Annotated in this window: 13 protein-coding genes; 12 read left to right on the top strand and 1 reads right to left on the bottom strand. The window is 38.0% G+C overall.

The window, feature by feature from the left end:
• Nucleotides 1–110 precede the first annotated feature (110 nt).
• From nadB to QRE67_RS20720, 7 genes are all read left to right on the top strand, one after another.
• Nucleotides 111–1,637 (top strand): L-aspartate oxidase, encoded by a 1,527-nt coding sequence (gene nadB, locus QRE67_RS20750; protein WP_286122087.1) that lies wholly within the window; start codon nucleotides 111–113, stop codon nucleotides 1,635–1,637.
• Between the two features lie 21 nt (nucleotides 1,638–1,658).
• Nucleotides 1,659–2,492 (top strand): carboxylating nicotinate-nucleotide diphosphorylase, encoded by an 834-nt coding sequence (gene nadC / locus QRE67_RS20745; protein ID WP_286122086.1) that lies wholly within the window; start codon nucleotides 1,659–1,661, stop codon nucleotides 2,490–2,492.
• Nucleotides 2,493–2,510: 18 nt separating this feature from the next.
• The gene (gene nadA, locus QRE67_RS20740; RefSeq protein WP_286122085.1) at nucleotides 2,511–3,617 is read left to right on the top strand and encodes a quinolinate synthase NadA; all 1,107 of its coding nucleotides are present in this window, start codon (nucleotides 2,511–2,513) and stop codon (nucleotides 3,615–3,617) included.
• A gap of 324 nt (nucleotides 3,618–3,941) precedes the next feature.
• Nucleotides 3,942–6,068 (top strand): SafA/ExsA family spore coat assembly protein, encoded by a 2,127-nt coding sequence (safA, locus tag QRE67_RS20735; RefSeq protein ID WP_286122084.1) that lies wholly within the window; start codon nucleotides 3,942–3,944, stop codon nucleotides 6,066–6,068.
• 142 nt (nucleotides 6,069–6,210) lie between these two features.
• Nucleotides 6,211–6,924 carry a YhcN/YlaJ family sporulation lipoprotein gene (locus QRE67_RS20730; RefSeq protein ID WP_286122083.1) on the top strand — a complete coding sequence of 238 codons (714 nt, stop codon included), beginning with the start codon at nucleotides 6,211–6,213 and terminating at the stop codon, nucleotides 6,922–6,924.
• Nucleotides 6,925–7,020: 96 nt separating this feature from the next.
• The gene (locus QRE67_RS20725) at nucleotides 7,021–7,272 is read left to right on the top strand and encodes a YebC/PmpR family DNA-binding transcriptional regulator (protein ID WP_483298691.1); all 252 of its coding nucleotides are present in this window, start codon (nucleotides 7,021–7,023) and stop codon (nucleotides 7,270–7,272) included.
• 501 nt (nucleotides 7,273–7,773) lie between these two features.
• The gene (locus QRE67_RS20720; RefSeq protein ID WP_286122082.1) at nucleotides 7,774–8,304 is read left to right on the top strand and encodes a BofC C-terminal domain-containing protein; all 531 of its coding nucleotides are present in this window, start codon (nucleotides 7,774–7,776) and stop codon (nucleotides 8,302–8,304) included.
• Nucleotides 8,305–8,316: 12 nt separating this feature from the next.
• Here QRE67_RS20720 and QRE67_RS20715 read toward each other — a convergent pair whose 3' ends face one another.
• Complete coding sequence (locus QRE67_RS20715; RefSeq protein WP_286122081.1) at nucleotides 8,317–9,261, bottom strand: iron-hydroxamate ABC transporter substrate-binding protein; 945 nt, start codon at nucleotides 9,259–9,261, stop codon at nucleotides 8,317–8,319.
• A gap of 190 nt (nucleotides 9,262–9,451) precedes the next feature.
• Between QRE67_RS20715 and ruvA the strand changes: the two genes are divergently transcribed.
• Genes ruvA through tgt form a run of 5 tightly spaced genes read left to right on the top strand, consistent with a single transcriptional unit; the run spans nucleotide 9,452 to nucleotide 13,498 of the window.
• Nucleotides 9,452–10,069, top strand: coding sequence for a Holliday junction DNA helicase RuvA (gene ruvA / locus QRE67_RS20710; protein WP_286122080.1), 618 nt, complete (start codon nucleotides 9,452–9,454; stop codon nucleotides 10,067–10,069).
• Nucleotides 10,070–10,074: 5 nt separating this feature from the next.
• Nucleotides 10,075–11,076 (top strand): Holliday junction branch migration DNA helicase RuvB, encoded by a 1,002-nt coding sequence (gene ruvB, locus QRE67_RS20705; RefSeq protein ID WP_286122079.1) that lies wholly within the window; start codon nucleotides 10,075–10,077, stop codon nucleotides 11,074–11,076.
• The gene (locus QRE67_RS20700; protein ID WP_286122078.1) at nucleotides 11,073–11,273 is read left to right on the top strand and encodes a DUF2905 domain-containing protein; all 201 of its coding nucleotides are present in this window, start codon (nucleotides 11,073–11,075) and stop codon (nucleotides 11,271–11,273) included. The genes ruvB and QRE67_RS20700 overlap by 4 nt, the downstream gene beginning before the upstream one ends.
• A gap of 18 nt (nucleotides 11,274–11,291) precedes the next feature.
• On the top strand, nucleotides 11,292–12,344 hold the full coding sequence (queA, locus tag QRE67_RS20695) for a tRNA preQ1(34) S-adenosylmethionine ribosyltransferase-isomerase QueA (protein WP_286122077.1): 1,053 nt from the start codon (nucleotides 11,292–11,294) through the stop codon (nucleotides 12,342–12,344).
• Between the two features lie 14 nt (nucleotides 12,345–12,358).
• Entirely contained in the window at nucleotides 12,359–13,498 is a 1,140-nt protein-coding gene (gene tgt, locus QRE67_RS20690; protein ID WP_286122076.1) for a tRNA guanosine(34) transglycosylase Tgt, read from the top strand.
• Nucleotides 13,499–13,516: the final 18 nt, after the last annotated feature.

Below are 13,516 nucleotides of genomic sequence, written 5' to 3'. Positions count from 1 at the left end.
AATGATACCGATGAAAGTATTACTTTATAAAAAACTCTTGTCATTATTTTAAAACTATGTAAATATAGGTGTCAAGACAGTTGAAAAGTGTAAACTAGGGGGCAATGATAATGCCAAGTACAGATGTCCTGATTATCGGAAGCGGCGTTGCAGCACTCAGTACTGCGAGAGAGATTTGTCACGAAAAGAATGTGATGATCATCACAAAAAAAACGAAACGAAATAACAATACACATTTAGCGCAAGGTGGGATTGCAGCAGCTGTTGCTACATATGACAATGCGAATGATCATTACGAAGATACGCTTGCGGCAGGGTGTGACTATAATAACGAAGAATCTGTTCGTTATTTAGTAGAAGAAGGGTCAAAGGAAGTTCGTAAACTAATTGCAAACGGTATGCGATTTGATGAAGATGAACAAGGGCTTCATCTTGGCAAAGAAGGCGCGCATCGAAAACGACGCATTCTACATGCAGGAGGCGATGCAACAGGAAGAAATTTATTAGAGCATCTCATTGGGGAAGTAGCTCCATACGTTACAGTAGTGGAGCAAGAAATGGTGCTCGATTTAATTATAGAAAATAAAATATGCTGTGGTGTTTTGACACGTGATAGTGAAGGGAACATAAAACGTTATTATGCTGACCATATTGTGTTAGCTACAGGCGGTGTAGGGGGAGTTTATGCTTTTACATCAAACGACGAGACAATTACAGGCGATGGTTTAGCGATGGTTTACCGTGCTGGTGGGGAACTTGTCGATTTAGAATTTATACAATTTCACCCAACGATGTTACATGTAGGTGGACGTTGCTGTGGACTTGTTTCAGAAGCGGTACGAGGAGAAGGAGCTGTCCTTTTAAATGGAAAAGGAGAGCGCTTTATGATGAGAACCCATCCGCAGTGTGACCTTGCACCGCGCGATGTTGTTGCTCGTGCCATTCATGAACAATTACTAGCTGGTGAAAGTGTATACTTGGATATTTCTTCGATTCAAAACTTTGAAGAACGTTTTCCAACTGTATCAGCATTATGTCAGCAACATGGCGTGGATTTGAACAAAAAAAGGATCCCAGTTGTACCGGGTGCTCATTTTCATATGGGAGGCATTAAAACAAATTGTGACGGGGAAACGTCAATTTCTCATTTATATGCTGTTGGTGAAGTAGCATGTAACGGTGTTCACGGTGCGAACCGATTAGCAAGTAATTCATTGCTAGAAGGGATCGTATTTGGAAAGCGAATTGGAAAACATATTTTAACTCATCCGACGTTAGGAAATGTAAACAGAAAAGAAGAAATAAAAGGAACATCCCGCTTCCATAAATTTCCGACGAAACAAGAGATACAGGCACATATGATGAAATATGTAGGAATTGTACGGACAGAAGAGGGATTATCGTATGCAAAACAATGGTTTCGGCAGTATGGTGTTCAGGACATTCAGCTACCATATAGCACCCTTACAAATGAAGAAATAACAATTATCAATATGTTAACGGTTTGCCAGTTCATTACGGAGGCAGCATTACAAAGAAAAGAGAGCATAGGTGGTCATTATCGTGATGATTATCCGGCAGGAAATAAAGTAACGAAGGAAATTATTATTGCTAAGAGAAAACCACAACTTGTGTAACGAGGGGAAAAGAGGGATTTTATGAATACGTTAAAGGTTAAAGAAGCATTGAATCGATTTTTTTTAGAAGATATTGGTGAACGTGATGTCACATCTCAACTTATCTTTCCAGAAAATCTGCAAGCCAGGGGAACATTTCTTGTAAAAGATACAGGTGTATTTGCGGGAACTGCGGTAATTGAACAAGGATTTCGATTATTAGATGACAGTGCCAAAGTTACTTTGCATAAAAAAGATGGGGATGCGGTAGAAAAGGGAGAAATTTTAGCGACTGTACAAGGGCCGATTACTTCTTTATTAACAGCAGAGCGCGTCATATTGAATATTATTCAGCGCATGAGCGGTGTGGCGACGATGACCTGTAGTGCAGTGGAGGCACTTCAAAGTGATTATACGCGTATTTGTGATACGAGAAAAACGATGCCAGGACTGCGTATGTTTGATAAATATGCGGTTGTTTGTGGTGGTGGGTATAACCATCGCTTCGGATTATATGATGGTGTCATGATTAAAGATAATCATATTGCTTTTGCTGGGTCAATTACAAAAGCGGTGACGTCTGTCAAAGAAAAGCTTGGTCATATGGTAAAAATCGAGGTGGAAACGGAGACAGAAGAACAAGTACGGGAAGCCGCTTTAGCGGGAGCAGATATTATCATGTTTGATAATCGTACGCCAGAAGAGGTTCGCGCATTTTCTAAGCTTGTACCAAGTGCAATTGTCACGGAAGCTTCGGGCGGGATAACAATTGAAGATTTAGCGAAATATGGTCAAACAGGGGTAGATTACATTTCATTGGGACTATTAACACATTCAGTGAGGGCATTAGACATTAGTTTCAACATTGAAGTATAAAGAGGGCGGAGATTACAGATGAGTATTTTAGAGAAAGTAGAGCCAATCGAAACGATATTACCAGAGCGTTATCAAACGATGTCAGTGAAAGAAATGGAAGAACGTGTTCGTGAAATTAAAGAAAAGTTAGGAACAGCGCTATTTATTCCGGGACATCATTATCAAAAAGATGAGGTCGTTCAATTTTCAGATGCTGCGGGAGATTCCTTACAACTCGCACAAGTGGCAGCTAGCAATAAAGCCGCAAAATATATTGTGTTTTGCGGTGTGCATTTTATGGCTGAAACAGCAGATATGTTAACGACAGATGAACAAGTCGTCATTTTACCAGATATGCGGGCGGGGTGTTCCATGGCCGATATGGCCGATATTGAACAAACGGAACGAGCTTGGAAAGAACTCCAGCAATTATTTGGAGATACGATGATTCCACTTACATATGTCAATTCTACAGCTGCAATTAAAGCGTTTTGTGGTCGGAACGGTGGTGCGACTGTAACATCTTCCAATGCCAAAAAAATGGTGTCCTGGGCATTTACACAGAAAGAACGTCTTGTGTTCTTACCAGATCAGCATTTAGGGAGAAATACAGCATATGATCTTGGGATTCCATTAGACAAAATGGCTGTTTGGGATCCGCATACGGATTCATTAGAGTATAATGGGGATATAGAAGATGTTAAAGTGATTTTATGGAAAGGGCATTGTTCTGTTCATCAAAATTTCACTGTGAAAAATATTGAAAGTGTGAGAAAAAATCAGCCTGATATGAATATTATTGTTCATCCAGAATGTTGTTATGAGGTTGTGGAAGCTTCTGATTATGCAGGATCAACAAAATATATCATTGAAATGATTGAAAAAGCACCGTCTGGAAGTAAATGGGCGATTGGTACAGAGATGAACTTAGTAAATCGTATTATTAAGCAGCATCCCGATAAAGAAATTATTTCATTAAACCCGTTTATGTGCCCTTGTTTAACGATGAATCGTATTGACTTACCACATTTATTGTGGGCGTTAGAAAAGATAGAACAAGGGGAAGAAGTAAATGTCATTCAAGTGGATAAGCGAATCACAAAAGAAGCAGTGCTCGCATTGAATCGTATGTTGGAGCGTGCATAAAGTGAAACTTTGATCAGTGGGGGGTTTCTTTATCCCCCACCTAGCTTCTTGACTTCCTGCCAAATTTTGAGGTGAGGGTATTACTGCCCGCGAATAGCGGGATAAAAGCGGCGGATTCTCGTCGCTTTTTTATTTTTACATAATCGGACGATTAGGAGCATACATTGTGTTGAAGAAATCATTGTATTTATCCCACACTTATGAAGCATTCGTTATTCTTTGAATGGTTTGATTAACCATATAGGGAAAAAATACGTTCCTGATAGGGAAGTTTTATCTTAAACTGCATCTATTTATAGATAAGTTATACAGGAGGGGGAAAATTTGAAAATTCATATCGTGCAAAAAGGGGATACCCTTTGGAAAATTGCGAAAAAGTACGGAGTGGATTTTGAAACAGTAAAAAAAGCGAATAAACAGCTTAGTAATCCAGATCTCATCATGCCAGGTATGAAAATTAAAGTACCATCCAGCAGTATTCATATGAAAAAGAATCCGGGCGCTGGCTCAGTCCCTCCAAAAGAATATGTAAAAGAAGTACAACAAAAAGAGTTTGCAGCGACGCCTACACCGCTTTCGATAGAAGAGGAAGAAGAAATAACGTATCAACCTGCTCCAATTACAGAACAACCTGCTATGCAGCAGACGCAAAAGGAAATGCAAGTAAAGCCACAAAAAGAAGTGCAGAAAGAAAAACCAATACAGAAAGAAGTGCCTGTGCAAAAAGAAAAACCAATACAGAAAGAAGTGCCTGTGCAAAAAGAAAAACCAATACAGAAAGAAGTGCCTGTGCAAAAAGAAAAACCAATACAGAAAGAAATGCCTGTGCAAAAGCCACCCGCTGTAGAGAAACCAGCTGTTATAGAAAAGCCACCGGTTGTAGAAAAGAAGGGAAAACCTGCACAAAAAGAAAGTACAAAATTCTCAGTGAACATACTACCGCAACCACCACAACCACCAATTAAACCCGCAAAAGACTATAAAATTTCAGATGTATTAAAAAAAGGAAGCGAGTTACTTGCACCGCAAATTCATAAGATGAAGCCTAACAATATAATTTCACCGCAAACAAAAAAAGAGAACGTGAGCAATGTAATTTCACCACAAGTACAAAAAGAGAACGTAAGTAATGTAATTTCACCACAAGTACAAAAAGAGAACGTGAGCAATGTAATTTCACCGCAAGTGCAAAAAGAGAACGTAAGTAATGTAATTTCACCGCAAGTGCAAAAAGAGAACGTCAATAATATGATTTCACCGGATGTAACAAAAGAAAATCTTGTTATCCCGCAAATAACACCACCAAATATAATGTCAATGATGGATAACAACCAAATGCCAAATATAATGTCAATGATGGATAACAACCAAATGCCAAATATAATGTCAATGATGGATAATAACCAACCACCAAATATAATGCCAATGATGGATAATAACCAACCACCAAATATAATGCCAATGATGGATAATAACCAACCACCAAACATAATGCCAATGATGGATAATAACCAACCACCAAATATAATGCCAATGATGGATAACAATCAAATACCAAATATAATGCCAATGATGGATAACAATCAAATACCAAATATAATGCCAATGATGGATAACAATCAAATGCCAAATATAATGCCAATGATGGATAATAATCAAATGCCAAACATAATGCCAATGATGGATAATAATCAAATGCCAAATATAATGCCAATGATGGGTAATAATCAAATGCCAAATATAATGCCAATGATGGATAATAATCAAATGCCAAATATAATGCCAATGATGGATAATAATCAAATGCCAAATATAATGCCAATGATGGATAACAATCAGATGCCAAATATAATGCCAATGATGGATAACAATCAAATGCCAAATATAATGCCAATGATGGATAACAATCAAATGCCAAATATAATGCCAATGATGGATAATAATCAAATGCCAAATATAATGCCGATGATGGGTAACAATCAAATGCCAAATATAATGCCAATGATGGATAATAATCAAATGCCAAATATAATGCCGATGATGGGTAACAATCAAATGCCTATGCCGTATCAACCGCAGATGATGCCGCAATCAAATCCATATTATCAAATGCCATATCAACATCAACAAAATCCATATTATCAAATGCCTTACCCGCAAGGCGCGCAGATGATGCCACAACAAATGCCAATGTACGATATGCAATATACTTCCATGCCAAATCAAATGCCGATGGATAATAATGCCTCACCAATAATACCAGTAGAAGAAGATTGTGGATGTGATGGGGAAAGGGCGTTATATAGCCCGCAGCCTGGTGTGCCATATTATCCGGTGTCTCCATATCAGCAACCACCGCAAGTTGCATATACATCGCAGCCTGATGCAATGTATTATCAGCCACAACCACCAGCTATTTTTGGAACACCATCTGCAGAAGAGGACGAATAACAAGAAATTATTTTGAACGATAAAGATGTAGAGCGAGAAACTTCCAAGTGAAATATTTACAGTGTAAAAATCTCCTTTGTTACTCATGATAAGAGGGAGCTTTTCGAGAGAGAAGTTCATCCTAACAAGGGGGGTTTTTGTATTGAACAAAAAAATCAAAATCATTACCGCTTCTTTGTTAGTTACCAGTGCGTTAGCTGCATGTGGTACGACTGCAAATAAAAATGCGATGGATGATCGTAATTCAGCTTACAATTATGAGCGTACATCGTATTATGATACGCATCCGTATAGAAATGATGTGACGCGTACAGATCGTTATACTGATTATGTGACATATCGTAACGGTAATAGAACAGATGATTACGGAAACGTGAAGTATTCAAGAATTAATCAGGACATTCGCGATCGTCGTAATGACGTTGGATATAATTATTACCGTGATGTAAATTACCACGGCCAAATTGCAAATCCGTATCCAACTCGTAACATTACGATGAACAATTCGTATATCAACAATGACGGAAAAACAGCTGAAACAATCACAAATCGCGTAAAGCGTATGAATAATGTGGATCGTGTTTCAACTGTTGTGCAAGGAAATGACGTTGTAATTGCGGTAAAACCACGTAATACAGTGACAGATGAAAAAGCAATGGCAAATGAAATTCGTCAAGCTGCTACTCCGCATGTAAAAGACCGTAATGTCTATGTAACGGTTAAAAATGGTATGTTTGAACGTGTTGATGCGATGAGCACACGTTTACGTAATGGAACAGTTACAAACGATCTTAATCGTGACGTAACGGATATGTTCCGTACAGTGCGTGATGACTTTAATCGTACAATTCGATAGTAAAAAGAAGGGAAGGATTTATGCCTTCCCTTTTTTATTGGCTTATGTATTGGATCGCAAGTTCGCTTAAGATATATAAGTTTTCTATAAAGCCTATTGGAAGTAACGACAGATCCAGATGCATTTGAAGAAGTTAAAAATGCTTTAGAAGTAAACGATCTTACATTTGTACAAGCAAAAATCACAATGATTCCACAACCATTGAATGAACTAACTGGCGATGATTTAGAGAAAATGATTAAGTTAATCGGCACACTTGAAGATGATGATGCCGCTGTGCAGGGCGTGTATTATAATTTGGATTCGGATGAGGTTTTTGATTTCTCCTTAATTCCTAACTGTTACTAATCTATCATGTTATAAGCATATAAAATGATAGAGTTATTGATAAAGGTTTGCGTGTTCATGTGTATTAGAGAATATAATTGATAAGTGAGTGTTTGAGGGTAGAAAGGCAAAGGGTATAAAATATTTTTATGATTATCTTGCTTTCCTTTCATATTAATGTTATATTAACAAAGCGATGAGCTAATTTACGTAAGACGAGAGATATGCTTAAGTGCTAAACGCGCGAATGTGGTCGCCCGGTTTCTCGCCGTAAACGCATCAAGACGCCTGCTATGCAGGCGTCTTTCTTATTATATAAAAATAAATAATCTGTGCAGGTAGAGGTTCGGCTTTATCTGCATTTTTTTATACATTAACTAATAAGCAGTCAGTTCGGCTTTTTTATGTCCAGCTCCAGCGGCTAGAATCTCCGGCCGTTTCCACCTTTCATATGGATAAAACATCAATTTCCGGAAAAACTACAAATGGAAGTTTTATATTGCCTAGAAGAGGTGAACGGAAATGAAATTCATGATGATTGCAGTTCAAGTCGTAATTGCTATGTTTTGTTTGTATCATGAATCGAGTGCTACAGCTGCGGCTACTGTTCCAAATGTAACGCAAAAAGAACCTCAAGTTACAATTCTGCTAGAGCGTATTTATGTAGATGGAGAAGTAAGTGAGGAAATTTTTACTGAAAAGGTAGCAAATCTAGAACAGTTTCTGAAGCAGTATAAAGAATGGCAGCTTGTTGATCGTGATGATGTACAAATTATATTGCAAAAAAAGGTAGATGATATTTCACCGCTACTTAAAACAAGTGGGTATTTTGGTGTTTCAAATGAGGGCATATTGCAAATTTTTAACGGTGTACCAAAAAGTGATAATGCGATTCATTCATTTTTTCAAATTGATATGAAAAAGCTAGAAAGTTATGAGCGGGCAGAGTTAAAACGTGGCATTCGTATCAAATCAAAGGAACGATTTGTGAAAACAATTGAGAAAATGAGGCGGTATGCGGTGCAAAATAAGAAAAACAGCAGCTCAGGATGAGCTGCTGTTTTCTTATTTATTCTTATCTAAAATTTGTTTTGCAATTTCATCAATTAACATATCTTTACCGATCGGATTGAATGCTTTTGTGTTAAAGACTTCATTGCTTACTTTGTAAACATGATTATTTTTTACAGCTTTGTTATCTTTCCAAACAGCGCTGTTTTTGTAGTCATCATAAACTTTATCTGCTTCGCCGCCAAAGTTTACGATAAACATTTGATCAGGCTGGAATGCAACAAGGCCTTCTAATGATACTTGTGCCATCGTTTGTTTTAAGTCTGTGCCTTTTGTTGCAGGAAGTTTTAAATCGTTAAAGAGAATATCACCATACCCGAAGCTACCGTATACACGAAAGTTTTGCGGTGTTACAGCAAGGAACATAAAGTTTTCATCTTTTGTTTTCCCTTTAATTTTCTTAGATAAAGAAGCTGCTTTTTTATCATAGTCTGCAATCCATTTATCCGCTTTTTTCTCTTCGTCAAATAGGTTGCCTACTTCTTTAAATTTATCGCGCCAATTCTCTAAGTTCGTTTCTAGGACAACTGTTGGTGCAACTTTTTCCAATTGATCATAAATCTTCAATTGACGATTGTTTAAAATAATTAAATCTGGTTTTAAAGCAGTAACCGCTTCTAAATCGACTTTAGGTGCCCAGTACCAACCAACTGCTTTTACACCTTTTAGTTTTTCTTGTAGGTGATCTTGGATTTTGTCTTTATACGTGTTAGCTGTACCGACAGGTTTATGACCAAGAAGTAATAGTTCTTCAGATGATCCAGATAAGTCAACAATTCTCTTTGGATTTGTTGGAATTTTAACTTCACCTTTTGCATGTTTTACAACTTTTGTTTTCGGTTGTTCTTTTGCCTGTGATTCTTCTTGTTTAGAAGAGCAACCAACAATGGCAAAAATAACAAGAATGAGAGTAAATAGAATAGATAGATTGCGTTTCATCTTGATGTAACCCCTTTAATTAGTATTGATAATCATTATCGACTTTGTAATATTAATTTGCTTTATATCATTCTGTCAATATTAAAAAAATGGAAATTCTATACAGGGAACGTTTGTTGGGGTAGTCTCGCTTTTCTATCATTAAGTATGTTAAAATGGAATACATGATTTGAGAGGGAGAGATCGTATTTTGTATGAATATATTACAGGTTATGTGGAACATGTAGGACCAGAATATGTCGTTCTTGACCATAATGGAATTGGCTATCAAATTTTCACGCCAAATCCGTATGTATTTCAAAGAAGTAAGCAAGAAATTCGTGTATATACATATCATTATGTGAGAGAAGATATAATGGCCCTTTACGGATTTAAGACACGTGAAGAGCGTTTATTATTTACAAAACTTTTAGGTGTATCGGGGATTGGACCAAAAGGTGCACTAGCAATTTTAGCCTCAGGTCAAACAGGACAGGTTGTCCAAGCAATTGAACATGAGGATGAAAAATTTTTAGTAAAATTCCCGGGTGTCGGAAAGAAAACAGCACGTCAAATGATTTTAGACTTAAAGGGCAAATTAGCAGATGTTGTACCGGATGCTTTTGTTGATTTATTCTCAGATGAAGAGCGTTTTGATGAGAAGAAAGGATCATCTGCTGAGCTGGATGAAGCTTTGGAAGCACTGCGCGCACTTGGTTACGCAGAACGAGAAGTTTCTCGCGTTGTACCAGAATTGTTAAAAGAATCACTTACGACGGATCAATATATTAAAAAGGCACTTAGTCTTTTACTAAATGGTAAGAGGTGAGTAGAATGGACGAACGTCTCCTCTCAGGAGAATCTGCATATGAAGATGCGGACTTAGAATATTCGTTACGGCCACAAACGTTGCGTCAATATATTGGCCAAGATAAGGCAAAACACAATCTAGAAGTATTTATTGAAGCAGCGAAAATGCGTGAAGAAACGTTAGATCATGTTCTATTATATGGGCCACCAGGACTCGGGAAAACGACATTAGCAAATATTATTGCGAACGAAATGGGCGTTAATATGCGCACAACGTCAGGTCCGGCAATTGAACGACCAGGGGATTTAGCGGCAGTATTAACGGCGCTTCAACCTGGCGATGTATTATTCATTGATGAAATTCATCGTTTGCATCGCTCAATTGAAGAAGTGTTATATCCAGCGATGGAGGATTTCTGTCTTGATATTGTGATTGGAAAAGGCCCAAGCGCACGTTCTGTTCGGTTAGATTTACCTCCGTTTACGTTGGTTGGAGCAACAACGCGTGCAGGTGCGTTATCTGCACCGCTTCGCGATCGTTTTGGGGTGTTGTCACGATTAGAGTATTATACAGTTGATCAGCTTTCGGCAATCGTAGAGCGTACAGCAGAAGTGTTTGAAGTTGAAATTGATTCTTTGGCCGCTTTAGAAATTGCTAGAAGAGCACGAGGTACACCTCGTATTGCAAATAGGTTACTTCGACGTGTTCGTGATTTTGCACAAGTTCGAAGCGATGGAACGATTGCAATGGAAATTACGCAAAAGGCATTAGAATTACTGCAAGTAGATAAACTTGGTCTTGATCATATTGACCATAAATTATTGCTTGGAATCATTGAAAAGTTCCGTGGTGGTCCAGTTGGATTAGAAACAGTTTCTGCAACGATTGGGGAAGAGTCTCATACCATTGAAGATGTGTATGAACCATATTTATTACAAATAGGTTTCTTACAACGAACGCCAAGAGGACGCATTGTCACACCACTTGCATATGAACATTTTGGAATGGAGATGCCGCAAGTATGACGGATATGCCCAAGTTGCTTATAACAGCTGGTGCCCTTCTTATTATTGTTGGCTTAGCTTGGAAGTTCGTAGGAAGGCTTCCAGGTGATATTTTTGTAAAAAAGGGGAACGTTACCTTTTATTTTCCTATCATTACATGTATTGTGATAAGTATTGTATTATCTTTTATTATGTATATAATAAATCGATTTAAATAGAAATAGGTGGATATAGTTATGGATATTAATCTGTTTGATTTTCATTTACCAGAAGAACTCATTGCACAAACGCCGCTTGAACAACGCGAAACATCAAGGTTAATGGTGTTAGATCGTGAAACAGGTGAGATTGAGCATAAGCATTTCACTGACATTCTTTCTTATTTACATGAAGGTGATTGCCTCGTGCTAAATGAAACGAAAGTTATGCCTGCTCGTTTGCACGGTGTGAAAGAAGATACAGGTGCACACATTGAGGTTCTTTTATTGAAACAAGAAGAGGGAGACCAGTGGGAGACACTTGTCAAACCAGCGAAACGTGTAAAAGAAGGAACAGTGATTTCTTTTGGCGAAGGAAAGCTAAAAGCAACTTGTATTGGAACAGCTGATCAAGGTGGTCGTCAGCTTGAGTTTTCATATGATGGTATTTTTTACGAAATTTTAGATGAGCTTGGAGAAATGCCGCTTCCTCCGTATATTAAAGAGACTCTTGAAGACCGTGACCGTTATCAAACGGTATATGCGAAGGAAGTTGGTTCTGCAGCGGCACCTACGGCTGGACTTCATTTCACAGAAGAACTGTTAGAAAAATTGAAGAAACAAGGCGTTCATTTAGCATTTATTACGCTTCATGTTGGCCTTGGTACATTCCGTCCTGTTTCTGCTGATACAATTGAAGAGCATCATATGCATGCAGAGTATTATCATGTGTCAGAAGAAACAGCAAACCTATTAAACCGCGTCAAAGAAAAAGGTGGGCGCATTATAACGATTGGGACAACGTCAACGCGTACGCTTGAAACGATTGCTACAGACCACGATGGTAAGCTTTGTGCTGCATCTGGCTGGACGGATATCTTTATGTATCCAGGATATGAATTTAAAGCAATTGACGGTTTAATTACAAACTTTCATTTACCAAAATCAACATTAATTATGCTTGTGAGTGCATTTGCAAATAGAGATAGCGTCCTTCATGCTTATAACGAAGCAGTAAAAGAGAAATATCGTTTCTTTAGCTTCGGTGATGCGATGTTTGTTGCATCTCATTCTAAAGTAGGAAACAAATAAAAAGGAGTAAATATATGACAGCAATTCGTTATGAATTCATTAAAACATGTAAACAAACAGGTGCCCGCTTAGGTCGCGTCCATACACCACACGGTTCATTTGACACACCAACCTTTATGCCAGTTGGAACACTTGCGACAGTTAAAACAATGTCACCAGAAGAGTTAAAAGCGATGGATGCTGGTATTATTTTAAGTAATACGTATCATTTATGGCTTCGTCCAGGTCATGAAATTATTCGTGAAGCAGGCGGCTTACATAAATTTATGAACTGGGATCGTGCGATTTTAACAGATTCTGGCGGTTTCCAAGTATTTAGTTTAAGTGATTTCCGCCGCATTGAAGAAGAAGGCGTTCACTTCCGTAATCATTTAAACGGAGACAAGCTATTCCTATCACCAGAAAAGGCGATGGATATTCAAAATGCACTTGGATCTGATATTATGATGGCATTCGATGAGTGTCCACCGTTCCCAGCAACTTTCGAATATATGAAAAAATCTGTAGAACGTACGAGCCGCTGGGCAGAACGTTGTCTAAAAGCACATCAACGTCCACAGGACCAAGGTTTATTCGGCATTGTACAGGGCGGAGAGTTTGAAGAATTGCGTCGTCAAAGTGCACGTGATCTTGTTTCAATGGATTTCCCAGGTTATGCAGTGGGTGGTTTATCCGTTGGAGAACCGAAGGACATTATGAATCGTGTGCTTGAATTTACAACGCCGCTTCTTCCAGATAACAAACCACGTTATTTAATGGGTGTTGGTTCTCCTGACTCGTTAATTGATGGTGCGATTCGCGGGATTGATATGTTTGATTGCGTATTACCAACTCGTATTGCACGAAATGGTACATGCATGACAAGTGAAGGTCGTTTAGTTGTGAAAAATGCGAAATTTGCAAGAGACTTTGGTCCACTTGATCCAAATTGTGATTGTTACACATGTAAAAACTATTCTCGTGCGTACATTCGTCACTTAATGAAATGTGATGAAACGTTCGGAATTCGTTTAACGTCTTATCACAACCTGCATTTTCTGTTAAAATTAATGGAGCAGGTGAGACAAGCCATTCGTGAAGACCGTCTTGGTGATTTCCGTGATGAGTTCTTTGAACAATATGGCTTTAATAAACCGAATGCTAAAAACTTCTAATACATATAATTAAAGGAG

The organism is Bacillus sp. DX3.1 (assembly GCF_030292155.1).
Lineage (GTDB): Bacteria > Bacillota > Bacilli > Bacillales > Bacillaceae_G > Bacillus_A.
Note: the sequence above shows the minus strand (reverse complement) of the source record. Positions and strands in the feature narration are given on the sequence as shown.

Bases quoted from the DNA above. Each gene is read 5' to 3' on its own strand.
- queA (WP_286122077.1), top strand. From the start codon at position 11,292: ATGGATATTAATCTGTTTGATTTTCATTTACCAGAAGAACTCATTGCA.
- QRE67_RS20700 (WP_286122078.1), top strand. From the start codon at position 11,073: ATGACGGATATGCCCAAGTTGCTTATAACAGCTGGTGCCCTTCTTATT.
- ruvB (WP_286122079.1), top strand. From the start codon at position 10,075: ATGGACGAACGTCTCCTCTCAGGAGAATCTGCATATGAAGATGCGGAC.
- QRE67_RS20720 (WP_286122082.1), top strand. From the start codon at position 7,774: ATGAAATTCATGATGATTGCAGTTCAAGTCGTAATTGCTATGTTTTGT.
- nadB (WP_286122087.1), top strand. From the start codon at position 111: ATGCCAAGTACAGATGTCCTGATTATCGGAAGCGGCGTTGCAGCACTC.
- nadC (WP_286122086.1), top strand. From the start codon at position 1,659: ATGAATACGTTAAAGGTTAAAGAAGCATTGAATCGATTTTTTTTAGAA.
- nadA (WP_286122085.1), top strand. From the start codon at position 2,511: ATGAGTATTTTAGAGAAAGTAGAGCCAATCGAAACGATATTACCAGAG.
- tgt (WP_286122076.1), top strand. From the start codon at position 12,359: ATGACAGCAATTCGTTATGAATTCATTAAAACATGTAAACAAACAGGT.
- QRE67_RS20715 (WP_286122081.1), bottom strand. From the start codon at position 9,261: ATGAAACGCAATCTATCTATTCTATTTACTCTCATTCTTGTTATTTTT.